Raw genomic sequence first — 25,062 nt, 5'->3', positions numbered from 1 at the left:
CTGGATCATACCAGAGGTTTATTTTTTTCGAGCATATCGTGAATGATGTTCTGAGTGTATGCACCGAGATGTTTCTGATCTTCTTTCGGAAGGTCCTTGACATAGATTGGTTTACCGTATTCCAAAACGACATGAGTTGATTTGATCTTTGGCATATGTGCCTCAAAGATTTCTACGGTGTTGTTAAGTGCCATTGGAATGATCGCACAGCCTGTCTTGGAAGCAATCTTGAAGCTTCCGTCGTGGAAAGGAAGAAGCTCCAGGTCATCTGCATTCTTGTTACGTGTACCTTCAGGGAAGATACAGATGGAAATGCCGGATTTGATCTTGTCGATGGCTGCGAGGATGGTCTTGAGTCCCTGTTTGATATCCTTACGGTCAAGAAACAGACAGTGAAGATATTTCATCCAGTTGGAAAGAAGCGGATAACGCTCCATTTCTTTCTTGGCAATGTAGCCGGTACGGATCGGACAGCGGCTGTAAGTAAGCACGATGTCAAAATAACTTCTGTGATTGCCAATGTAGAGAACCGGAGTATCCTTGGGAACATTTTCTTCGCCGATGATCGTAACTTTGGTTCCGGCTTCCCAGAGAATGAATTTAAATACTCCCTGGACAATTCGAAGAGAACTGATTTCCTTGGTCCTTGGTGAAAATTTTCCGATGATCCATTCGATCAGAAGAATCGGAATGGAAAGGATCAGAAACCCGATGACCGTAATGGCAACAATGATAAAACGAATCATAACGAATTCCTCTTTCTGTTAAATTTGCATGGGTTTCGCGTGTTCGAAACTCTGCTATCAGTATAAGGGATATTTGAAATAGTTGCAATAAATCTTTTGGTTTTGGCATAGAATACATATTGAAAAAGAGCGGACAGGAGAATTGTGCCTATGCAGATACCACTGTCTGCAGGAATCAGACAAAATCGGTCAAAACGATATATGACGGTTGTCTGGTGCATATTACTGGCTTTTTTGCTGAGTGCAGGAGGATGCAGCCTGGTAAAGATAGAGGAAGGGGAGAGGACACCTCTTGAATATACGGTGGTGGATACAGCAGAACTTCCGCAGAGTGCACAGGAACTGATTCAGGAAAAGAAAGCGGACGATTTTCAGATGACTTATCAGAAGGGAGATACCCTGTATCTGATCCGGGGATATGGAAAGCAGATGAGCGGAGGATACAGTATTCAGGTGGCTGAACTTTCGGCTTCGTCTACGACGATTTTTTTCAAAACGAGACTGATCGGACCGGAGAAAGAAAATCAGAGCGGAGCGCCATCTTATCCGTATATTGCAGTAAAGACCGATTACAGAGAAGAACCTGTTGTGTTTGAATAGTATGAGAGGAGCGGTCAGCGATGGAATTAAGAAAAGAAGATATTCAGGTGCTGCGGACAAAGAGCAGAGCGACCAGCCAGGTGACTTTTGATGTGGATTATAATGTGCCGGATGTAAAACCGGATATCGGACGGATGGTCCAGAACAAGGGCGATGTTTCGGTAGAAGAAGTCCGATTAAGCGACGGTCATGCTTTTCTGAAAGGAAGCCTGCAGGTGGATCTTCTCTATGTAGGAGAAGAAGAGGGCAAAGTTTACAGTCTCTCAGCCAAACTGCCGGTGGAAGAGACGATGAACCTTGAGGGGATCGTAAGTGGCGATAAGATGTGTCTTCGGTGGGAAATAGAGGATCTGAGCCTGCACCTGATCCATTCAAGAAAACTGAACATCAAAGCAGTAGTGACTTTTTATGCAGTTGTAGATGAACTCTCAGGAATCCGTCTGCCGGTTTCACTGGATGATGAAACAGTTTCTGTGCAGAAAAAACAGATGCGTCTTCTCAGTCTTGCCATACATAAAAAAGACACCCTGCGGCTCAAAGAAGAAGTAGAACTGGTATCCAATAAACCGAATATCGCAGAGCTTCTCTGGTATACGCTTGAAGTCAGAGGACTGGACTTAAGACCGGAAGAAAATGTAGTAAAAGCCAAAGGAGAACTTTTTTTGTTTGCTTTGTATAAAGGGGATGATGAGGACGGTACCCTGCAGTGGCTGGAGCATTCTATACCATTTACCGGAGAAGTGGAATGCAGCGGATGTACTTTTGACATGGTTCCAAATCTGGAAGCTTCGGTCATCAATCAGAGCGTGGAGGTGAAACCGGATTCCGACGGAGAGGAACGCATCTTTGTAACAGATATCGTACTGGAGTTGGATATCCGTCTTTACAGGGAAGAAGACCATGAAATACTTATGGATGTCTATACTCCGTTTCGTCAGTGCATCCCAAAATGCAAAAATGAAGTTCTGGAAAGTCTTCTGGTGAGGAATTTTTCCAAATGCCGCGTGTCTGATCGGATTGAGATCAAGGAGACACAGGGGAAAATCCTCCAGATTTGCCACAGCCAGGGAAAAGTAAAAATAGATAAAACAAAAATTGTCAAAGATGGGATCCAGGTAGACGGGATCGTTCAGATGAAAGTTCTCTATATCGTGGGGAATGACGACATGCCGTTCTATTCCATGGAAGTGATGATGCCGTTCAGTCATGTGGTGGAGGCAAGGGGGATCACAGAGGACAGCGTCTACTATTTCCATACGGATCTGGAACAGCTTTCGACAAGCATGGTCGACAGTAACGAGATTGAAGTCAGAGCGGCGGTGAGCCTGAATGTTCTTGTGATCCAGTGCATAGAGGAAAAGATCATTGAAAGTGTGGAAGAACAGCCACTCGATACAGAAAAGATCCGAAGTATGCCGGGAATTACGGTATATATGGTGAAGCAGGGAGATACACTCTGGGACATCGCAAAAAAATTCTATACGACTATGGAGGAGATCATTTCCATGAACAGTCTCGAAAATGATCAGCTGACCCTGGGACAGCCGCTTTTATTGGTAAAAAAAGTTGAAAGCTGATACTTGAAATCCTGAAAAAAATCATTTAAAATAGATACAATCATATTGTATACAAAGTACAAAAGAAATGAAAAAAGAAACAAAATCACAAAGGACAGAGGGGATATTTATGCGTTTGCGAGCAATGGCGAAAATTAATCTGGGACTGGATATCCTGGGTAAAAGAGACGATGGTTACCATGAAGTTCGTATGCTGATGCAGACGATCCAGATGTATGATCTTCTGGATATCCGGCGGAAATCTTCACCGGGGATCACATTGACTACGAATCTTCTTTATGTTCCGTCAGATGAGAGAAATCTGGTATATAAGGCAGCGAAACTTCTCATGGATGAATTTGATATCCAGGAGGGAATTTCCATGAAGCTTACCAAGTCCATTCCGGTGGCAGCAGGTATGGCAGGCGGAAGTTCCGATGCAGCGGCAGCGTTTGTCGGTGTAAACAAGATGTTTCATCTTGGCTTAAGTGAGCAGGAACTCATGGAGCGTGCTGTGCAGATCGGGGCAGATGTGCCGTACTGCATTATGCGTGGAACAGCACTGGCTGAGGGAATCGGTGAGAAACTGACCAGACTTCCGCAGCTTCCGAAATGTTATATTCTGGTTGGCAAACCGGCGGTCAATGTTTCTACGAAACTGGCTTATGAAAATCTGGATCTTCAGAATATGGGAGCACATCCTGATATTGATGGTATGATCTCTGATATTGAGAATGGAGATCTTTATACTATGGTTTCCCGAATGGGAAATGTATTTGAACCGGGGATCATCGGCAAATATCCGGTGATCCAGGAGATCAAGGATCTCATGGAAGCACATGGTGCACTCAAGGCAATGATGAGCGGAAGCGGTCCGACTGTCTTTGGTATTTTTGATGATAAGAACAAGATGAAAGCAGCAGCCAGGGTTCTGCGAAGCAGTCATCTGGCCAAGACTGTATTTGCTACAGAAGTTTTTAACCGCAAAGACTGAGGGGGATTTTTTACAGGAGGTACTTAAGATGAATGATTTTTCTGTTGATATGAATGAATATCTGCCGTTAAGAGATGTGGTATTTAACACACTGCGTAAAGCGATTCTGAAGGGTGAGCTGAAACCCGGAGAACGACTGATGGAGATCGCGCTGGCGGAGAAACTTGGAGTCAGCAGGACTCCTGTTCGTGAGGCGATGCGTAAGCTGGAACTGGAAGGTCTGGTCGTGATGATCCCGCGCCGCGGTGCACAGGTGGCGAACATTACAGAGAAGGATCTGAATGATGTACTGGAAGTCCGTATGGCACTTGAAAATCTGTCGATCGAGAATGCATGCGCGCGCATGACCGAGGAGCAGCTTGATGATCTCTGGAAAGCAGCCAAGAACTTTGAGGATACGATGGCAGAGGGAAATCTTGTTAAGCTGGCAGAAGCCGATGTAGCTTTTCATGAAGTGATCTACAAATCTTCCGACAACCGCAGACTGAATCAGGTACTGAATAATCTTCGTGAGCAGATCTACAGATATCGTGTGGAATATCTCAAGGATGAAGAAACAAGAAACCTTCTTGTTAAGGAACATGAGGAGATCTACGAGGCGATCAAGAATCGTGACCTCAAGAAAGCCAAGGAGATTTCTTATCAGCATATCGAGAACCAGAGAGAGGCGATCATCCGCTCTATCAGGGAAGAAACAAAAAATCGCTGAACTGTAAATAAAATTGTATAATCCGGTTATTCTAAAAGAGATACATATTGTGTGTATCTCTTTTTTTTATGGATTACGATTACAACAGGAGGATGCAATGGATCAAAAGACCAAAATCCACAGTGAACTGAGAAAAAATGAATCCTACATCAGAGAAAAATTCGAGAACTGTGCAGATATCCTGATCCGCCCCATGCGTCTGGGAAGCGAAAGCAAAATAGACTGTCTGATGGTCTATATCGAAGTGGCAGTTTCAAATATGATGCTGGATGATTCTGCACTGGGCAAGATGATCAATCATTTCTGGGAGATCTCACCGGGGCAGATACAGGAATTTATGCGGAACAACAGTCTGGGGATCGCAGATGTGCAGAAACTGGCGGATATGGAAGAAGTCCTGTCAGCAGTTCTTGCAGGAAATGCAGTTTTTTTTATAGACGGATATGACAAGGCGATGAAAATATCCAGCAAGGGATACCCGGACATGGGAGTTTCCGAAGCGAAATCAGAAAAAGTCCTGCGCGGTTCCAAAGAAGGATTTTCGGATTCTGTAAAAACAAACTCCGCACTGGTCAGAAAGCGGATCCGGAACAGCAGAATGAAGGTCGAGGAAAAAACGACAGGTGTCCGATCAAAGACAGTCCTGCAGCTTCTCTACATGGAAGATCTCGTTCAGGAAGATCTTCTGGAGAATATCAAAACCAGTCTGGATGAATACAGGATAGATGGAATCTTTGACAGTGGAATGCTGGAACAGCTTACAGACAGAACATGGTATTCACCGTTTCCACAGTATCAGACAACGGAACGTCCCGACCGGGCGGCGATGGAGATCCTGAATGGAAAGATCGTGGTGCTCTGTGACAATTCTCCGTCCGCACTGATCCTTCCAAGTTCCTTTAATGGCTTTATGGAGAGCAGCGAGGACTGGTTTCATCATTTTGAAATGGCATCGTTTCTGCGGGCACTTCGTTATCTTGCACTGCTTGTGGCGACACTGCTCCCGGGGCTTTACCTTGCAGTGATCCGCTTTCACACACAGATACTTCCGGCAAATCTGATCCTGTCTTTTGCAAAAGCACGGGAGGGAGTACCTTTTTCCAGCGTGGTCGAACTGATCTTTCTGGAACTCTCGTTTGAACTGATCCGGGAGGCAGGAGTGCGGGTCCCCGGGGCATTGGGGAATGCGATCGGAATCGTGGGAGGCCTGATCATTGGTCAGGCGGCAGTCAGTGCAAATCTGGTCAGTCCTATCGTTGTTATGATCGTTGCATTGACCGCACTGGGATCGATGGTGATCCCGGAGGAAGAGTTTGCCGCAGCATTCCGACTTTTGAAATATGTATTTCTGTTTCTGGGTGGATATCTTGGAATCTTTGGAATCGTTCTGGGGATCTATCTGACAGTGGCACATCTCTCCGGGCTTCTGAGTTGCGGCATGCCGTACCTTCTTCCGTTTATAAAAAAAGAACCCTGCCGCGATGCTGGCGAAGGAATCCTGCGGATCCCGTTCAGGAAGAGATGGCAGAGGCCGCTCTATGCAAGATGGGAACAGAAAATCCGTCTGCGGAAAAATGATTCCGATGATTCCGGAGAAAGCCGCCGGGAAGATTCCCGGAAAGTTCAGGAACAGGAGGAGAAAGACTCATGAAATTTGCGGAGAATAACAGGATTTCGCACAGACAGCTTTATCGCCAGATGATCCTGACGTTTCTGGCTCCTTTCCTGATCTGTCTTCCTGGGAAAAACGGGATTCAGGGAATGACGGGAATGGCAGGTGTTCTGGCGGCAGTGATCCTGCTGGTCATTTATGTTTTTGTGCTTTTGAGAGTGACCAGCGGATATTCGGATATGGTACGTTTTTTTGGAAGGTTCTGGGGACGGATAGCAGGACTCTTTTTTCTGGCGTATATTATCCTGACGGCAGTTTATATCTTGAAGATACTGGAGCAGATCGTGCCAAGGTGGCTGATCCTGGGAGTGCCGGCGGGCTGGATCTCTTTTCTGGTAGTCGTTATATGCAGTGTGGGAACAGAACGAGGAATCCAGAGACGGGGACGGATGGCAGAAGTTTCCGGAGGTTTGCTTTTGGTTGGAATCCTTCTGATGATGGTACTGTGCCTTGGACAGACACGTGTTGATTATCTTCAGGAGATGTTTGAAACAGAGCGAGTGAGCGGGAGTGGAGTCATTCAGAGCAGTTATCTTTTTCTGTGTGGATTTTCCGGGATCGGACTTCTGCCGTTTATCATGCGTGATGTAGAGAAGCGGGGAAGTGCAGGCAAGACGATCATAGCGTCTGTCCTCACTGTAGGCGGAATCTTTGCAGGAGTTCTTATTTTATTGCCGGCAGTATTTGGGTGGAGACGGCTTCTTACAGAAACATATCCAATCCTGCCTCTTCTTGCAGGGGCAGATCTTCCGGGAAATGTCCTTGCGAGATTTGATGTTCTCTGGATGGGATTTCTTCTGTATGGATTGTTGTTTGCAATGGGAAGTCTTTTTTACTATGGTTATCAGATCACGGAGAAATGCCATCTGGGAACGGCGAAATACTGGCTGGCAATTCTGATCTTCGGATTGTCATTGGTGGAAGTACCAGGTATGGATGTGGTGATATTCTACAGAAACTATCTGAGAAGTATTTTTGTCCCGGGACTTCTGCTCATACAGATGGCGATCCTTTTTCATGGACAGAAAAAGAAAATAAGAAAAACGACTACAGTTGTTTTACTGATCTGCGCGTTGACACTGAGCGGATGTGCGGGAATTGAACCGGAAAAGAGAATGTATCCACTTGCACTCGGCGTAGAGAAGTCGGAAAATGGGTGGAAATTTATTTATGGACTGCCGGAACTTCCAAGTGCAGAAGGACAGGAAAAAGAAGAGACAGGAAATTCTGCACTGGCGATAACAGGTGTGGATTTTGAAACGATAGAAAAAATATATGACCGTTCACAGGAAAAATATCTGGACATGGGACATCTGCAGGTGCTGATCCTTAAGAATGATCTGACACAGTCAGACAGATGGAGTGAACTGTTATCTTATCTGGAAAAAGAACCGCTGATCGGTGAAAATGTATATGTATTCCGGACAGAAAATCTGACAGAGCTTATGGACTGGAACAAGGAAGGAACCTCGATAGGGGAATACCTGCCGGGACTTCTTGAAAACAGGATTCCGGATCAGGAGAAAAACGGTACTACGCTGCGCCAGGTATATCATCAGTGGTATGAGAATGGCACGTTACCAGGAATTCCTGAGATCATCCTGCAGAATGGAGAAATTCAGGTATATCTGGAATAAATTTGCAGAAAAACGTCCATACTCCAGACAGAAGACGATTTTATTTTCATAGATTCGGAGGTACCCAAATGGACTGGTTAAGGAACTGGAAAAAAAGACTTCTGTTGTCTGTGATGACAGGCATGCTGGCAGTAACACTTTTGTTCGGAGGCACGAAAAATGTCGAGGATTGCAGTATTATGGCGTGGTGGGGAACCCTGTATCCACAGTTTTGCTTTGAGAGAGGATCACAGAACAGCGCTAATTATGAAAATACTGTAAAACAGCCGCCAAAGCTTTCCTTCTGGCTTGCGAAAGCCCTGGAGAGGTGGTAAGATTAAAGAACGATTCAGAGAGGCTGTGGCTTTTTCTGAGTCTTACATAGCAAACAGAACATAAAGGACTGGAGAAATAGATTTATGAAAATAGACAGAGATGCACCGATCGGTGTATTTGATTCCGGAGTAGGCGGTCTTACCGTAGCCAGGGAGATCATGAGAAATCTTCCATCGGAGAAGATCGTTTATTTTGGCGATACGGCGAGAGTTCCTTATGGAAGTAAATCCAAGGATACAGTCATCCGCTATTCCAGACAGATCATTCATTTTCTGGAGGAGCAGCAGGTCAAGGCAATCGTGATCGCCTGCAACACGGCAAGTGCATTTGCCCTGGATGCAGTGAAGGATGAACTGGATATCCCTGTACTTGGAGTGATCGAAGCAGGAGCCAAGGTTGCTGCAAAGGAGACACGCAATAAGCGAGTCGGCGTGATCGGAACGCTTGGAACTGTCGGAAGCGGTATTCATGAGGCGTATCTTAAACAGCTTGATCCGGAGATCACAGTGATAGGCAAGGCATGTCCGTTGTTTGTTCCACTGGTCGAGGAAGGATGGCTTCATGATCCTGTAACTACGGAGATCGTGTCCAGATACCTTCAGGAACTGAAGGATAAAGAAATTGACACACTGATCCTCGGCTGTACACATTATCCGCTGATCCGTTCTACGATCAGAGAAGTCATGGGTGAGGGCGTGCGACTGGTTAATCCGGCATACGAGACAGCCTTACAGCTGAAGGCACTTCTTGCAGAGATGGATATTTCCAGCAGTGGAACAGGTGAAGAGGATTTTCCGTATCGTTTTTATGTCAGTGACCTGGCAGATGAGTTTAAGGATTTTGCAAATTCTATCTTGCCATATGATGTTTCAATGGCAAAGAAGATCGACATAGAGAAGTATTAAAGAGGAGTAAACATATGAATAAAGATGTACTGATACATGTACGCGGGCTCCAGATGATGGAAACAGATGATGCACAGGAGCCGATCGAGATCGTAGTTCCGGGACAGTATTATTTCCGAAACGGAAGTCATTATCTCCGTTACGAAGAAATGCTGGATGATACCGCAGAGACTACAGTAAATTATATCAAGATGTCACCGAACGGAGTAGAAGTCCGCAAGCAGGGACAGGTAAATGTACATATGGTTTTTGAGGAAGGCAAGAAAAACAAGACTTTTTACAATACGCCATATGGTACGCTGCAGATGGGAATCTCAGCGACAGGACTGGAACTCAAGGAGAGTGAAGACGGCATTCAGATGAAGGTGGATTATGCTCTGGATATGAACGAAGAGCATGTCGCTGACTGTTATCTGACCGTACAGGCACAGTCCAAGGATTCCGCGGATTTTGTTTTATAAAATCAAATTAAAATGCCCGTAAAGCTGAAATACTTTACGGGCATTGTCTTTCGATCTTATTTGTCTTTGCTGAACATTCTTTTGAAAAATCCCTTTTTCTTAGGTGCCGGTGCTTCAAGAGAACCACGGATTCCTTTAACTCCAACGATGTATAAACCGCTTACTTCGGCTTTTACTTCTTTTTTGACAGGGATCAGGTCAAAAACCTTCTCATCTGCGATCAGTATGGAGATCTTCGGACCAACCTTAGCCTTAACGATCGGCAGTTTGGAACGGCGCATCAGCTTAGGAGCCTGGTCAATGACCATCTGCGGCAGACCGGATTCTTTGAGTGGAAGTCGTTTCTTATCGATGATCAGCATGGAAACAGTCTGTTTTGCAGCTTCAATCTGTGCCTGCTGTTCTTCTTGCTTCTTCTGAGCTTTCTTTCCGAAGAAATAAAGTGCAACCAGGGCAATGATCAGAATGACCAAGATAACAAGAAGGACGATGCTAAGTGTACTCATAGATACCCTCCTCAGTGTGTATATTACAAATATTTATGCGAAATATATTCTATCATTATTTATTACAAAAGGCAAATAAATTCACGAAAATTCCGTGAAGAAAAAGGAAAACGGTGGAAATTATATAGTTAAACAGGTATAATGAAAAGAGCGAAATCTAAAGACAGGGATAAATACAGAAATCCCGGGTATACTGGGGATTACAGAAAAAAAAGACTAAGGAGTTAGTATGGAGAAGGATAATGGTAAAAGTCGGAACAGGTGCCAATACAGGGAAAGAACGACTGCTTCTGTAAGAAAAGAAGATCTGACCGAGGAAGAGCGGATTCGGGAACGCCGGCGCAGGAGACGGGCGCTGCAGAGGAAACGGCAGCGTCAGAGAAGGATGATCCTGATAGTTATGGCGTTGGCAGCAGTAGTTATTATAACTGCGGCAGTCCGTGGAATTGCAGGACATTTTTCTTCGTCGAAGCCGTCAGCCAGCGGCACAGATAAAGAAACGACGGCAGATGCTTCCGGGGGAGACAAGACAGAGCAGGAAACCGCCAGCAGCAAAAGTTCACCGAAAGATACACTCAAAGCTGCTGAACTTAAAGCGACACAGTATGATTATGACGGTGCGATAGAGCTTCTTAAGGCAGATACATCATATAGTAGCGATTCAGATATGCAGAGTGCCGTTAAGAAATACGAAGAGGCCAAAGCTTCCTGTAAATCATGGCCACTGGAAGAAGTGACACATGTTTTTTATCACATTCTTATCAAAGATCCGAGCAAAGCTTTTGATGGTGATTACAAGGAAGCAGATTATAATCAGGTCATGACCACGATCGATGAATTCAACAAGATCACACAGACCATGTATGATAAGGGGTATGTGATGGTAAGCATCAAGGACATGGCTACTGTAAATGAGGATGGAACCATGTCACCGGGAGAGATCCTTCTTCCGGAAGGTAAGATCCCGTTTGTACTTTCTCAGGATGATGTCTGTTATTACCATTATATGGATGGTGATGGATTTGCCTCCAAACTGGTTGTAGATGATGAAGGCAAGATTCGAAATGAATATATTGAGGATGATGGAAGTGTATCAGTAGGTGACTATGATATGGTTCCATTGATCGATCGTTTCGTAGAAGAACATCCTGATTTTTCTTACAGAGGAGCCAAGGGAATCGTTGCATTGACCGGATATAATGGAATTCTGGGATATCGAACAGATATCAGCTATGAAACACGTCCGGCAGATCTGGATGATAACAAAGTTGAATGGCTGGATGCACACCCGGATTTCAGTCTGGACAAAGAACGGGAAGAAGCAAAGAAAGTTGCTGATGCTATGAAAGAGGATGGATGGTTGTTTGCCAGTCATACCTGGGGTCATCAAAACATCGGACAGATTTCTCTGGAACAGCTTCAGGCAGATACACAGAAGTTCAAGGATAATGTGGATCCCCTGATCGGAGGAACGGATATTATTATTTTTGCATTTGGTACGGATCTGACCACTCAGGAGGACTATTCCGGTGATAAATTTGAATATCTCAAGAGTGTCGGATATAATTATTATTGTAATGTAGATTCCAGCAAATATTTTGTGCAGATCCGGGATCGCTATTTCCGTCAGGGAAGACGAAATCTGGACGGATATCGTATGTACTATAATCCGGATCTTCTGGAAGACCTGTTCAATGCAAAAGATGTTTTTGATCCAAGCAGACCGATTCCGGTTCCACCGATGGGTTAAACAAATAAGAAAGAAGGAGTTACTAACTATGAAGAAAAGAGCTGTGATACTTACATGTATTTTGTCAGCTTCGATACTTCTGAGCGGCAGTTATATTCTGCCGCTTTTGAATCATATAGCAGAAAAAGAAACCAAAACAGTAAAAACTTACCAGACTGCTTCTCAGGATGAAGCAGAGACAGACAGCAGTGAGGCAGATGCCGGAGACACAGAGGACACTGATTCTGAGAAATCCAGTAAGGATCAGACAGTTCTCGATCAGGCAACGATCATGTACGAACAGTATAATTACGATGAGGCGATCAAACTTCTGAAGGGTCAGAAAGATTTTACGAAAAACAAGGACTATATGGACCTGGCAGCCAAGTGCCAGATTGCAAAGTCTTCACTTGTAGAGTATCCACTGGAACAGATCACACATGTGTTTTTTCACACACTGATCGAGGACACTTCCAGGGCTTTTGACGGAGATTCCAAATCCGGAAACTACAATCAGGTTATGACGACTGTCAGTGAGTTCAATAAGATCATTCAGATCATGTATGATAAGGGCTATGTTCTGGTAAGCCCGCATGACATGGCAACAGTGAACAAGGATGGTACGATGAGCCGCGGCAAGATCATGGTGCCGGAGGGCAAGATCCCGTTTGTGCTTTCTCAGGACGATGTCAGCTATTATCATTATATGGATGGTGATGGATGTGCATCCAAACTTGTACTCGATGAAAATGGAGATGTAAAAACAGAATACATTGATGCAGATGGAAATGTTCTGGTAGGAGATTATGATCTTGTTCCGCTGTTGGATTCTTTTATCAAAGAACATCCGGATTTTTCCTATCATGGACGCAAGGGAATCCTTGCGATGACAGGTTATAACGGAGTACTGGGATACAGAACTGATATAGCCTACAAGACCAAAGAAAATCTTCAGGATGACCAGAAGAAATTCCTGGATGATAATCCTGATTTTGATTACGACCAGGATGTTAAGGAGGCAACGAAGGTAGCAGATGCCATGAAAGCAGAGGGATGGGAATTTGCGAGCCATACCTGGGGACACATGAATGCAACAGAGCGTTCCGCAGAGGATCTTGAGACTGATGATAAGAAATGGAAAGCTTATGTGGCTCCGATCCTTGGTGATACAGATATGGTCATCTTTGCGTTTGGCGCGGATATTGGTGACTGGGAGGGATATTCTTCTGATAATCCGAAGTTCCAGTATTACAAGAGCGCGGGATACAATTATTTCTGCAACGTAGATTCCAGTCAGTATTTTGTTCAGATCACAGATCAGTATTTCCGCCAGGGAAGAAGAAACCTGGATGGATATAGAATGTACTATAACCCGGATATGCTCAGTGACCTTTTTGATGTTTCTGATGTATGGGATTCTTCCCGGCCGACTCCGGTTCCGGAAATGTAAATAATAACCAGATTTGAAAGGAGATTTTTCATGAAGAAAAAAGTAGTAGCAGCAATGTTAGTAACTTGTATGGCGGTATCTCTTACTGCGTGTGGAAGCAAGGACAGTTCTGATAAGACTGATAAGACTACCGCCAAAACAGAAACGGCTTCTGACAATTCTGATACGGACAAGACAGATTCCAAGACTTCTGATTCCAAGAAGGAAGAGACAAGAATTATTTCGGTAAAAGATGTTTCTGATTATGTTACAATTGGAGATTACAAAGGACTTACACTGGATCGTTATACACAGGCAGTAACAGATGATGATGTGGATGCAGAAATCAACTATGAATTACAGGACAAGGGAACAGAGGTTACAGATGGAACTGTTGAATATGGAGATATTGTGACCATTAATTTTACAGGTACTGTAGACGGTAAAGAGTTTGACGGAAGTTCTGCCGATGACTATGAACTTGTTGTCGGTGAAGGAGATATGGGAATCGATGGTTTTGAAGATGGTCTGGTTGGAATGAAAAAGGGAGAAACCAAAGAACTGACTCTTACTTTACCGGAAGGTTACAGCGAGGATGATTCTCTTTCCGGTAAGGAAGCTGTTTTTAAGGTGACTCTTCAGAAATTTACAAGAGCATCTGAACTGACAGATGAATGGGTTGCTTCCAATACAGATTACAAAACTGTAGATGACTATAAGAAATCTGTAAGAGAGGAACTGGAAAAACAGGCATCCACGACAGCAGATAATGAATTGTATGCAACAGCATGGTCTGAGGTACTTGATACATCTGAGATTAAGAAATACCCGGAAGAAGATGTCAAAAAAGCAGAAGAAAGCTATAAAGCACTCAATGAACAGACTGCAAAAGACAATGGAATGGAACTGAGTGATCTGCTGGAAGCATGGGATCTGACAGAAGATGAATTTAATGAAGAATGCAAAAATTATGCAGAATCCAAAGTTGAACAGAATCTGATCGTTCAGGGAATCATTGATGCTGAGGGACTGAGTCTGAGTGATGCAGAGACAGAAGAATTAAAGAATAACCTGATTCTGGACTATGGAGTGGCAAGCATTGATGAGCTGATTGAAACATATGGAGAGGATGAAGTAAATGAATCACTGGCACTTCTTCGTGTGGAGAAATTTATTGTAGACCAGTCTACTGTCAACGAAAAGACAGGAAGTGCAGAGGATTCTATTGAAAACGAAGATGCATATACTGAAGCAGAAGATACCGGTTCAGACCTCACTGAAGATGATGGAAGTGAGGAAACACAGGATGAAACGGAAGAGAATATGTCAGAAGAGTCAATTGAGGACAATACAGTAGAAGAGTAATGAATAAATAAGAAAAGACAATTGTATTTCCATAATAAATGCGTTATGATAATAAGATGAATGCGTTTCTGAAGTACAGGCAACAGTAACGCCAGAGATATAAAATACAGCAGGTGGAAATCATGGATAAGAAAGTATTGCGTGAACGAATACGCAAAAAGCAGCAACAGATGAGAAGACGTAAGATGATGCGCCTGGGCGCATATGTCATTGCAGTCATTCTCGTAGTTATATTTGTTATAAGGGGAATTCTGATCCCCGTTGTCAACAGAATCGGTGGAAAGAGTGTTGATAAACCGGCACAGGTTCAGGCAGAAACTGATCAGACGAATGTGAATTCCGATACAGTTTCAGACGGAACAGACAGCACGGCGGATACAACGACGACATCAGCAGTCAATTCAGCGGCAAGATATCCACTCAAGAATGATCTGGCAAAGGCATCGCAGATGTCTATTGGATGGAATGAAAATGAAAATGGTAAATGGTATCAGAATGCAGATGGCACTTATTTTGCCGGAGGTATGCAGGAAATAGATGGTTCCACCTATTATTTTGATGAGAATGGTTACATTCAGACAGGATGGATAAGCGTTGGATTTGATGATTATTACTTCAATGATGACGGTACATATGATCCAAATACACATAAACCACGAATTGCACTTACCTTTGATGATGGTCCTGGAGAATATACAGATGAACTTTTGGATTGTCTGGAAGCGAATAATGCACATGCGACATTCTTCATGGTAGGACAGAATGTAGGTTCCTGGGAATCAACCGTACAGAGGATGGTCGATCTTGGATGTGAGATCGGTAACCATACCTGGGATCATCCAAGTCAGACTTTAACAAATATGTCGATTGATGATGTTGTCACAGAATTCCAGAAGACAGACGATGCACTTGTACAGGCCTGCGGACAGGCAGCAACGGTAGCCAGGGCACCTTATGGAGCAGCCAATCAGGATATCTATGATGCAGTACAGAAGCCGTTCTTCATGTGGTCTCTTGATACAGAAGACTGGAAGCTGATGGATGCAACAGCAGATTATGATGCCGTTATGAATGGCGATCTGACAGATGGTACAATCGTACTGATGCATGATATTCATGAACCTTCCGTTCAGGCAGCATTGAAACTGATACCGGATCTGGTTTCACAGGGCTATAAACTGATGACAGTCAGTGAACTGGCAGCAGCCAAGAATGTAACATTACAGAATACGACATACTCACAGTTCTGGGACAGCCAGCTTCAGGCAGGAACGGTTCCGGGATATAACGGTAATACGGATTCTACAGATGGAAGCGATGCATCAGATGGATCTGAGAGTTCTGCGGACACTGAATCTACAGACGACAGTTCTACAGACAGTACTGATGTCAGTGACGGAAGTTCTTCCGATGGAGATTCTTCTGATGGCAGCAGTGACAGCAGTTCTGGGGATTCCGGCGGAGACGGCTCTTCAGGAGATGGAAGTGATTCAGAAGATTATGACTCTGGCGATGACAGCTCCAGTTATGATGACTCGGGAGACAGTGGAGACTCTGGATACGATGATTCTGGAGACTACTATGATGAGGATTCCGGCGACGATTCGTACGATACATATTAAATAAGAAATACAAATGAGGACAGAACAGAAATAACAGTTCTGCCCTCATTTTTTGTAGGGAGATTGTAGTAACAGGACATACTTTTAATTGACGTAAACAGTCTGGATTGGTATAATATGTCTATAAATTGGCTTGAATAAGAGGAGTAAAATGTGCAGATTACCGATAATCATATACTGCACAGATAGGACCCTATATTTTCAGCCTGCTCAATTTTGAATTAAGGGAGGAATTTCTGGATGGGAGAGAAAATGCAGTTTACAGAACTGGATCAGTATCTGTTCGGGCAGGGAACTCATTACGACATCTATAAGAAATTAGGAGCTCATCCTACCACACAGCATCGCAAGAAGGGTGTCTATTTTGCAGTCTGGGCACCGAATGCAAGATATGTTTCTGTAATCGGTGATTTTAATAACTGGGATAATCAGGCAAATCCAATGAACAGAGTCGGTGAGATCGGAGTATATGAGATCTTTGTTCCGGGTGCCAAAGTTGGAGATCTGTACAAATTCTTTATTGTCGGATATCATGGAGAAGAACTTTATAAGGCAGATCCATACGCAAATGAAGCAGAACTCAGACCGGGAACGGCATCAAGAATTACAGACATTACGGATTACAAATGGAAAGATACCACCTGGATGAAGAAGCGTCCGGAATTTGACGAGAAACGTGAACCGATGGCAATCTATGAAGTACATCCGGGTTCCTGGAAGAAACATCCGGCAGAGAATGAGGATGATCCGGGATTTTATAATTACCGTGAATTTGCACATGAACTGGCGGCCTATGTCAAAGAGATGGGATATACTCATGTAGAACTTATGGGAATTGCAGAGCATCCATTTGACGGATCCTGGGGATATCAGGTAACAGGATATTATGCACCGACTTCCAGGTATGGTACTGCACAGGATTTCAAATATATGGTGGATTACCTGCACAGAAACAAGATCGGTGTTATACTCGACTGGGTTCCGGCTCATTTCCCGAAGGATGCACATGGACTTGCCAATTTCGATGGAACTGCTGTCTATGAGCATGAAGACCCGAGACAGGGTGAGCATCCTGACTGGGGAACCAAGATCTACAATTACGGACGTCCGGAAGTCAAGAACTTCCTGATCGCCAACGCACTGTACTGGATCGAGGAATGCCATGTAGACGGCCTCCGTGTAGATGCAGTTGCATCTATGCTCTATCTGGATTATGGCAAGAAAGATGGCGAGTGGGTTGCCAATAAGTACGGTGATAACAAGAACCTTGAAGCAATAGAATTCTTCAAACATCTGAATACCGTTGTACTTGGAAGAAACCACGGTACGGTTATGATCGCAGAGGAGTCTACCGCATGGCCGCAGGTTACAGGTAAAGCAGAGGACAATGGTCTTGGATTCTCACTGAAATGGAACATGGGCTGGATGAATGATTTCCTGGAATACATGAAACTGGATCCATATTTCCGTAAGGGCGATCACAATAAGATGACTTTCTCAATGACATATGCATACAGTGAGAGATATGTACTTGTCATTTCACATGATGAGGTCGTACATCTTAAGTGTTCCATGCTGAACAAGATGCCGGGATATCCGGATGACAAATTCAAGAACCTTAAGGCAGCATATGCGTTTATGATCTTCCATCCGGGCAAGAAACTTCTGTTTATGGGTCAGGACTTCGGACAGCTTCGTGAGTGGAGTGAGGAGAGAGAACTTGACTGGTATCTTCTTAAAGAGGACAACCACAAGGATCTCCAGAATTTTGTCAAGACATTGTTTCATATGTATAAGAAATATCCTGCACTGTATGCAGGTGACAATGATCCAGAAGGATTTGAATGGATCAATGCAGACGATGCAGACAGAAGCATTTTCAGCCTGGTTCGTAAATCACCGACCAAGAGAAATAACCTCCTGTTTGTAGTAAACTATACACCGGTAGAACGTCCGGATTATCGTGTTGGCGTTCCGAAGAAAAAACAGTACAAACTTATCATGGATGAGCATGGACTTCTGGACAAACCGAAGGTATTCAAGGCAGAAGCACAGGAGTGCGACCACAGAGAATTCTCTTTTGCATATCCGCTTCCTGCATATGGAATTGCTGTTTTTACATACTAAATTTTGTTGTAAAAGGTCTTGCAATTTCAGGAAATATGGTTTATACTGAGCGCGAATTACAAAGTAAATAGGAATTGATAATAAGATCTCGAAAGGAGAACTAAGATGAAAGTATCCAATATTAAAGACGTTGAGAAATTTTTCGAAGTAGTAGATAGCTGCACAGGTAGAGTAGAACTTGTAACAGGTGAGGGAGACAGACTGAACCTCAAATCCAAATTATCCCAGTATGTATCTCTGGCAAACATCTTCTCAGGCGGAGAGATCCCGGAACTTGAGATCGTTGCTTACGAGAAAGAAGACATTGATAAACTTCTGAACTTCATGATCAACGGCTGATCAGACAATAAATGCAGTGGGGGCGTGACTGGTTCATGTCCCCATTACCATATTAAAAGGTAAATTTAACCAGGGGGTGCATGCACTTCCTGGTCAAGCTACGTTATGAGTTAGCTTAATGAAACAATCGAAATAAGAAAGGACATGCATATATCATGGAAAGAACAAAAATTGATATTATCTCCGGTTTCCTTGGAGCCGGTAAAACAACACTGATCAAAAAACTTCTCAAAGATGCTTTCAAAGGTGAGCAGGTTGTACTGATCGAGAACGAATTTGGTGAAATCGGTATTGACGGTGGATTCCTTAAAGAAGCAGGAATTGAGATCCGTGAGATGAACTCCGGCTGTATCTGCTGCTCACTGGTTGGCGATTTTGGTGCATCCCTTAAGGAAGTTATCAGCAAATATCATCCGGATAGAATCCTGATCGAGCCATCAGGTGTCGGCAAACTGTCAGATGTTATCAAAGCAGTTCAGGGTGTTGCAGAAGAGACAGGACTGGTTCTTAACAGCTACACAACTGTTGTAGATGCAAAGAAATGCAAAATGTATATGAGAAACTTTGGTGAATTTTTCAATAACCAGGTTGAATATGCAGGTGCGATCATCATGAGCCGTACCGATATCGTAGATGAAGCAAAAGCACAGGCTGCAATGGAGCTTCTTCGTGAGATCAACCCGAAGGCAGCAATCATCACCACACCGATCGAGAAACTGGAAGGTGCAAAGATCCTGGAAGTTATGGAACATCCGGTATCTCTGGAGCAGGAAATGATGGAAGAAGAAGTTTGCCCGGAATGCGGACATGTTCACGAGCATGGACATCACCATCATGACCATGATCACGAGGAGCATGAACATCATCATGACCACGATCATGAGGAACATGAGCACCATCATCACGACCATGACCATGAAGAATGTGGCTGCGGACATGACCATGACCACGATCACGAGGAACATGAGCACCATCATCACGACCATGACCATGAAGAGTGTGGCTGCGGACATGATCATGACCACGATCATCATCACGATCACGACCATGAAGAATGCGGCTGCGGACATGACCATCATCACCATCATCATGCAGACGAAGTTTTCACAAGCTGGGGCCGTGAGACAATTAAGAAATACACAAGAGAAAATCTTGAAAAGATCCTTGAGACACTGTCTGAGACAGAAGAATATGGAATCATCCTTCGTGCGAAAGGAATGCTTCCGGCAGAAGACGGAACATGGATCTACTTTGATATGGTTCCGGAAGAAACAGAGATCCGCAGCGGGGCACCGGAATATACAGGACGTCTCTGCGTAATCGGTTCCAAACTCAACGAGGACAAACTGGCTGAGCTTTTTGGCCTGTAATAACGGAGGATCATACAGACTATGGAAGAAATCAAAGTGCCGATTTATTTAATGACAGGTTTCCTTGAAAGTGGAAAGACTTCTTTCCTGAATTTTACTCTTCAGCAGGATTATTTCCACATTGATGGAAAGACCCTTCTGATCCTCTGCGAAGAAGGAGAAGAAGAATACGATGAGGCTGCACTCAAAAAAAATAATACAGTTGTAGAGATCATCGAAAGTGAAGAAGAATTCACTACTGAGAGACTGGTAGCAATGAGTATCCTTCATCAGCCTGAACGTGTTATCATCGAATATAATGGAATGTGGCTGGTAAGCAATTTCGAAAAAATGCAGCTTCCGGAAGGATGGGGCGTAGAACAGCAGATCACCTGCGTAGATGCCAGCACTTTCCAGATGTATATGGCAAACATGAAATCCATTTTTATGGACATGATAAAAAATACTGACATGGTTATTTTCAACCGCTGCAAAGAAGACGATCCGCTGCCGACTTACCGTCGTGGGATCAAGGTTGCGAACCAGAGAGCAGAAGTCATCTTTGAGGATGAAGAAGGCGAGATGGGAGATATTTTCCAGGATGAGATGCCATTCGATATGGATGCACCGGTCATTGACATCCTGCCGGAAGATTATGGTATCTGGTTTGTAGATGCAATGGACCATCCGGAAAATTACGAAGGAAAAACCGTCAAATTCAAAGCAAGAGTCATGAAACCGCGCGGAATGGGAAGCAAATTCTTTGTTCCGGGACGTACTGCAATGACCTGCTGTGCAGATGACACAACATTCCTTGGCTATGTATGCAAGAGTGCTTATGCGCCGAAACTGGCCCCGGGATCATGGGTAGAAGTCACTGCAAAAGTTGCTATAGAGAAGAGAAACGAGTACCAGGGAGAAGAAGGTGTCGTTCTCTACGCAGATCATGTAGAAATCTGCGAGCCACTGGCAGATGAAATGGTTTACTTTAATTAAGCGAGGAAATTTGAATGTACTTGATCGTAGGTTTGGGAAATCCCGGAAGGCAGTATGAAGCGACACGCCACAACATGGGATTTGATGTGATTGACAAACTGGTAGAAGAATACCAGATCCCACAGGGCGGTGTGAAGTTTAATGCCATGTACGGCAAGGGGATCATCGGAGGGCAGCCTGCTCTCCTGATGAAACCTCTGTCCTATATGAATCTCAGCGGAGGTCCGGTCCGGGAGATGGCAAACTACTTCAAAATTGACCCGGAAACAGAGATGATCGTGATCTATGATGACATCGATCTGGATCCGGGCCAGCTTCGTATCCGCAAGAAGGGAAGTGCCGGAGGGCATAATGGAATCAAAAATATCATTCAGGAGCTCGGTACACAGAAATTTGTGCGTATCAAAGTCGGTGTAGGTGCCAAGCCGCAGGGCTGGGATCTTGCGGATTATGTTCTTGGAAGATTTGGAAGTGAAGACCGCAAACTCGTTGATGAGGCGCAGGACCGTGCATGCAAGGCAGTGGAACTGATCCTGTCCGATGGCCCGGATGCCGCCATGAATGAATTCAACAAGAAACCGGGGGTTGTATGAAAACATTTTTGCATCCTCTGCAAAATCTTGCAGAGATGGAAGCAATTTATACAAAAGCAAAAAGTAATCGTGGAATACTGGAGATAAGTGGTTGTATGGAGTCCCAGAAAGCTCATTTAATATATGGGCTTTCCGGGCTTTTTACATCTCACCTGATTTTGGCAGAAGATGAGAAAGCTGCGAAGGAACTGTACGAGGATTATCGTTTTTATGATAAGAATGTATATTACTATCCGGCGAAAGATCTGCTCTTTTTTCAGGCAGATATTCATGGAAACCTTCTGATCCGCCAGAGAATGCGTGTGATCAAAGCTCTGCTGGAACAGAAAGAAAATATCACTGTTGTCACGAGTATAGACGGATGTATGGATTATCTTCAGCCGCTTGACAAAATAGAAAAACAGCTGATCCATTTTCGAAATGACAGTACGTTGGATATGGATAAACTCAAAGATGCGCTTGTGCATATGGGTTATGAGCGTGTAGGTCAGGTGGAAATGCCGGGACAGTTTTCTGTCCGGGGCGGCATTGTGGATATTTATTCCCTTACCGAAGAAAATCCGTGGAGGATCGAACTCTGGGGAGATGAGATCGACTCGATCCGTACGTTTGACTCACAGAGCCAGCGTTCCCTGGAAAATCTTGACGAGATCACGATCTATCCGGCGACAGAACAGCCGGCAGAAAAGGGCGGCGTTTCTTTTCTTGATTATTTTGCAGAAAAAAACAGTCTTGTTTTTCTTGATGAGCCGAACCGCCTGGAGGAAAATGCCAGAGCAGTAGAAGAGGAATTTCGTCAGAGCTGTGAAAACCGTCAGCAGAAAGGTGAAGAAAATATTTCCCAGAACTGGATGTGCAGATGGGAAGATCTGAATCACAAGCTGAATAATCGAAACTGCATTTCTGTATCACTGATGGAACCAAAGAGGGCAGACTGGAAGATTACAGAGCAGTTTAACCTGACAGTCAAATCCATGAGTTCTTATCAGAGTAGTTTTGAACTTCTCGTCAAAGATCTCCGACAGTACAAGAAACAGGGATATCAGATCGTGCTTCTTTCCGGTTCAAGGACAAGAGCGGAGCGTCTTGCGAAGGATCTGCAGGATGAGGGATTAAGTGCTTTTTACGGGCAGGATTTTGACCGTGTGCTGGAACCGGGCGAGATCATGGTCGCTTATGGTCATGCACGTAAGGGATTTGAATATCCGTTTATCAAATTTGCGATTATCACAGAAACTGACATTTTTGGAAAAGAGCAGAAGAAGCGTAAGAAAAAGAAAGAATACAATGGAAAACGTATTCAGGATTTCTCGGAACTTTCGATTGGAGATTTTGTAGTTCATGAAAAACATGGGCTGGGAATCTACCGTGGTATTGAGAAGGTTGCGGTGGATAAAGTTGCAAAAGATTATATCAAGATCGAATACCGCAACGGCAGTAATCTGTATATCCTTGCAACACAGCTTGATGCGCTTCAGAAATATGCGGGATCGGAGACTGCAAAACCGCCGAAGCTGAACCGTCTTGGCGGTCAGGAATGGAAAAAGACAAAATCCAGAGTGAAAGGTGCAGTCCAGAATATCGCGAAAGAACTGGTGGAACTTTATGCGGTCCGCCAGGAAAAAGAAGGGTATGTATGCGGTCCGGATACTGTATGGCAGAGAGAGTTTGAAGAAATGTTCCCGTATGAGGAAACTGAAGATCAGCTTGCTGCGATTGAGGACACCAAGAAAGATATGGAAAGTACCAAGATCATGGATCGTCTTGTGTGCGGAGACGTTGGATATGGCAAGACAGAGGTTGCGCTTCGTGCGGCGTTTAAAGCCGTGCAGGAGAGCCGGCAGGTCGTTTACCTGGTACCTACTACCATTCTTGCACAGCAGGTCTATAACACCTTTGTACAGCGTATGAATGAGTTTCCGGTACGTGTGGATCTTCTGTGCCGTTTCCGTACACCTTCTCAGCAGCAGAAGACGATCAGTGATCTCAAAAAAGGACAGGTTGACATAATTGTAGGAACACACAGAGTCCTGTCAAAAGATGTCACTTTCAAAAACCTTGGTCTGCTGATCATTGACGAGGAACAGCGTTTTGGCGTTGTCCATAAGGAAAAGATCAAGCAGCTCAAGAAAGACGTTGATGTACTGACACTGACGGCAACGCCGATTCCACGAACACTTCATATGAGTATGATAGGGATCCGTGACATGAGTGTTCTGGAGGAGCCGCCGATGGACCGCGTTCCGATCCAGACTTATGTTATGGAGTACGATGAAGAGACTGTCCGTGAGGCAATCAACCGAGAGCTCCGAAGGGGCGGTCAGGTTTATTATGTATACAACAGAGTCAATGATATTGCGGATGTGGCGGCGCGTCTTTCCAAACTGATCCCGGATGCGCGGATTGATTTTGCGCATGGACAGATGAGTGAGAGAGAACTGGAAGCGGTTATGTATGCGTTTATCAATGGTGAGATCGATGTGCTTGTTTCCACAACGATCATAGAGACGGGGCTTGATATTTCAAATGTAAATACCATGATCATCCATGACTCAGACCGTTATGGATTGTCACAGCTGTATCAGCTTCGAGGAAGGATCGGACGTTCCAACCGTACCGCATATGCATTTCTGATGTACCGAAGGAATACGATGCTCAAAGAGACAGCAGAGAAACGACTGTCTGCGATTCGTGAGTATACAGACCTCGGAAGTGGATTCAAGATTGCGATGAGGGATCTGGAACTTCGTGGTGCAGGTAATCTTCTTGGTGCGGAGCAGCACGGACATATGAATGCTGTCGGATATGATCTCTACTGCAAGATGCTCAGTGAGGCGGTCAAGGAGGCAAAGGGAATCCACACGATGGAGGACTTTGAAACAACGATCGATCTGAATATGGATGCCTTTATTCCGGATACCTATATCAGCAATGAGTACCAGAAACTGGACATCTACAAGAGGACAGCAGGGATTGAGACAACGCAGGATTATGATGATATGCTGGAGGAACTTCTGGATCGATTTGGAGAGCCGCCGAAGGCAGTGCTGAACCTTCTGACGATTGCCCGGATCAAAGCTCTTGCACACAGAAGCTATGTGACGGAGATTAAGCAGATGGGCAAAGATCTGAAGATCACTTTGTATGAGCGTGCGAAACTGAATCCGGCAGGTTTCCCGGAACTGATGCAGAAATACAGACGCGGACTTCAGTTCAAGAATGAGCAGGAACCGAAATTTATCCTGACATCGGTCGGAAATCTTCTGACAGCACTTACGGATTTTCTGAATGAACTGGAGAAACTGGTGGAGGAGTAAAGTCAGTCAGGAACGAAACGTGTCTATTTTGTGAAAAAACAGCGTTTCTTATGGATAATCCTTGCCCTGAAGGGGAAAAAAGTTTATACTCATAC

General features: G+C 44.3%; 21 protein-coding genes. 19 read left to right on the top strand and 2 right to left on the bottom strand.

Annotation, left to right across the window (positions count from 1 at the left end):
• Nucleotides 1-5 precede the first annotated feature (5 nt).
• Nucleotides 6-746 carry a lysophospholipid acyltransferase family protein gene (locus DXC01_RS12940; RefSeq protein WP_022215672.1) on the bottom strand — a complete coding sequence of 247 codons (741 nt, stop codon included), beginning with the start codon at nucleotides 744-746 and terminating at the stop codon, nucleotides 6-8.
• A 150-nt stretch (nucleotides 747-896) separates the two neighbouring features.
• On the opposite strand from DXC01_RS12940, the gene DXC01_RS12935 reads away from it, so the two are divergent.
• The 9 genes from DXC01_RS12935 (at nucleotide 897) to DXC01_RS12895 (ending at nucleotide 9,595) form a co-directional block, all read left to right on the top strand.
• Entirely contained in the window at nucleotides 897-1,346 is a 450-nt protein-coding gene (locus tag DXC01_RS12935; RefSeq protein ID WP_227222566.1) for a protease complex subunit PrcB family protein, read from the top strand.
• Nucleotides 1,347-1,366: 20 nt separating this feature from the next.
• On the top strand, nucleotides 1,367-2,923 hold the full coding sequence (locus tag DXC01_RS12930) for a DUF3794 and LysM peptidoglycan-binding domain-containing protein (protein WP_022215674.1): 1,557 nt from the start codon (nucleotides 1,367-1,369) through the stop codon (nucleotides 2,921-2,923).
• 109 nt (nucleotides 2,924-3,032) lie between these two features.
• Nucleotides 3,033-3,896, top strand: coding sequence for a 4-(cytidine 5'-diphospho)-2-C-methyl-D-erythritol kinase (gene ispE / locus DXC01_RS12925; RefSeq protein WP_118252581.1), 864 nt, complete (start codon nucleotides 3,033-3,035; stop codon nucleotides 3,894-3,896).
• A gap of 28 nt (nucleotides 3,897-3,924) precedes the next feature.
• Entirely contained in the window at nucleotides 3,925-4,605 is a 681-nt protein-coding gene (locus DXC01_RS12920) for a GntR family transcriptional regulator (protein WP_118699059.1), read from the top strand.
• A gap of 97 nt (nucleotides 4,606-4,702) precedes the next feature.
• On the top strand, nucleotides 4,703-6,256 hold the full coding sequence (locus DXC01_RS12915; RefSeq protein WP_118252580.1) for a spore germination protein: 1,554 nt from the start codon (nucleotides 4,703-4,705) through the stop codon (nucleotides 6,254-6,256).
• The gene (locus DXC01_RS12910) at nucleotides 6,253-7,914 is read left to right on the top strand and encodes a GerAB/ArcD/ProY family transporter (protein WP_118699058.1); all 1,662 of its coding nucleotides are present in this window, start codon (nucleotides 6,253-6,255) and stop codon (nucleotides 7,912-7,914) included. Before DXC01_RS12915 ends, DXC01_RS12910 begins: the two co-directional genes overlap by 4 nt.
• Nucleotides 7,915-7,982: 68 nt before the next feature.
• Nucleotides 7,983-8,228 (top strand): hypothetical protein, encoded by a 246-nt coding sequence (locus DXC01_RS12905; RefSeq protein WP_118252578.1) that lies wholly within the window; start codon nucleotides 7,983-7,985, stop codon nucleotides 8,226-8,228.
• 84 nt (nucleotides 8,229-8,312) lie between these two features.
• Nucleotides 8,313-9,134, top strand: a complete 822-nt coding sequence (gene murI / locus DXC01_RS12900; RefSeq protein ID WP_022215680.1) for a glutamate racemase — start codon at nucleotides 8,313-8,315, stop codon at nucleotides 9,132-9,134.
• 14 nt (nucleotides 9,135-9,148) lie between these two features.
• Nucleotides 9,149-9,595, top strand: coding sequence for a DUF1934 domain-containing protein (locus tag DXC01_RS12895; protein ID WP_022215681.1), 447 nt, complete (start codon nucleotides 9,149-9,151; stop codon nucleotides 9,593-9,595).
• Between the two features lie 56 nt (nucleotides 9,596-9,651).
• Here the strand turns inward: DXC01_RS12895 and DXC01_RS12890 are convergent, their stop codons facing one another.
• A complete protein-coding gene (locus DXC01_RS12890; protein WP_022215682.1) occupies nucleotides 9,652-10,101 on the bottom strand; it encodes a hypothetical protein in 450 nt (149 codons plus the stop codon).
• A gap of 229 nt (nucleotides 10,102-10,330) precedes the next feature.
• Between DXC01_RS12890 and DXC01_RS12885 the strand changes: the two genes are divergently transcribed.
• The 10 genes from DXC01_RS12885 to mfd all read left to right on the top strand — a co-directional run bounded on the left by DXC01_RS12885 (nucleotide 10,331) and on the right by mfd (nucleotide 24,967).
• On the top strand, nucleotides 10,331-11,851 hold the full coding sequence (locus DXC01_RS12885; RefSeq protein ID WP_199705005.1) for a polysaccharide deacetylase family protein: 1,521 nt from the start codon (nucleotides 10,331-10,333) through the stop codon (nucleotides 11,849-11,851).
• A 28-nt stretch (nucleotides 11,852-11,879) separates the two neighbouring features.
• Nucleotides 11,880-13,280, top strand: a complete 1,401-nt coding sequence (locus tag DXC01_RS12880; protein ID WP_118699057.1) for a polysaccharide deacetylase family protein — start codon at nucleotides 11,880-11,882, stop codon at nucleotides 13,278-13,280.
• Nucleotides 13,281-13,310: 30 nt separating this feature from the next.
• Entirely contained in the window at nucleotides 13,311-14,624 is a 1,314-nt protein-coding gene (locus DXC01_RS12875; protein WP_243111623.1) for a trigger factor, read from the top strand.
• Nucleotides 14,625-14,746: 122 nt separating this feature from the next.
• Nucleotides 14,747-16,246 (top strand): polysaccharide deacetylase family protein, encoded by a 1,500-nt coding sequence (locus tag DXC01_RS12870; RefSeq protein WP_118252575.1) that lies wholly within the window; start codon nucleotides 14,747-14,749, stop codon nucleotides 16,244-16,246.
• Between the two features lie 240 nt (nucleotides 16,247-16,486).
• Nucleotides 16,487-18,373, top strand: a complete 1,887-nt coding sequence (gene glgB / locus DXC01_RS12865; protein ID WP_022215687.1) for a 1,4-alpha-glucan branching protein GlgB — start codon at nucleotides 16,487-16,489, stop codon at nucleotides 18,371-18,373.
• A 105-nt stretch (nucleotides 18,374-18,478) separates the two neighbouring features.
• Complete coding sequence (locus tag DXC01_RS12860) at nucleotides 18,479-18,712, top strand: hypothetical protein (protein ID WP_022215688.1); 234 nt, start codon at nucleotides 18,479-18,481, stop codon at nucleotides 18,710-18,712.
• Nucleotides 18,713-18,867: 155 nt separating this feature from the next.
• Nucleotides 18,868-20,082 carry a CobW family GTP-binding protein gene (locus tag DXC01_RS12855; RefSeq protein ID WP_022215689.1) on the top strand — a complete coding sequence of 405 codons (1,215 nt, stop codon included), beginning with the start codon at nucleotides 18,868-18,870 and terminating at the stop codon, nucleotides 20,080-20,082.
• A gap of 21 nt (nucleotides 20,083-20,103) precedes the next feature.
• On the top strand, nucleotides 20,104-21,057 hold the full coding sequence (locus tag DXC01_RS12850; RefSeq protein ID WP_022215690.1) for a TIGR03943 family putative permease subunit: 954 nt from the start codon (nucleotides 20,104-20,106) through the stop codon (nucleotides 21,055-21,057).
• A gap of 14 nt (nucleotides 21,058-21,071) precedes the next feature.
• Nucleotides 21,072-21,650 (top strand): aminoacyl-tRNA hydrolase, encoded by a 579-nt coding sequence (gene pth / locus DXC01_RS12845; RefSeq protein WP_022215691.1) that lies wholly within the window; start codon nucleotides 21,072-21,074, stop codon nucleotides 21,648-21,650.
• Nucleotides 21,647-24,967, top strand: coding sequence for a transcription-repair coupling factor (gene mfd / locus DXC01_RS12840; RefSeq protein WP_118699056.1), 3,321 nt, complete (start codon nucleotides 21,647-21,649; stop codon nucleotides 24,965-24,967). The genes pth and mfd overlap by 4 nt, the downstream gene beginning before the upstream one ends.
• Nucleotides 24,968-25,062 lie beyond the last annotated feature (95 nt).

The organism is Blautia sp. OM07-19, assembly GCF_003481595.1.
GTDB classification, from domain to species: Bacteria; Bacillota; Clostridia; order Lachnospirales; family Lachnospiraceae; genus Blautia_A; species Blautia_A intestinihominis.
Note: the sequence above shows the minus strand (reverse complement) of the source record. Positions and strands in the feature narration are given on the sequence as shown.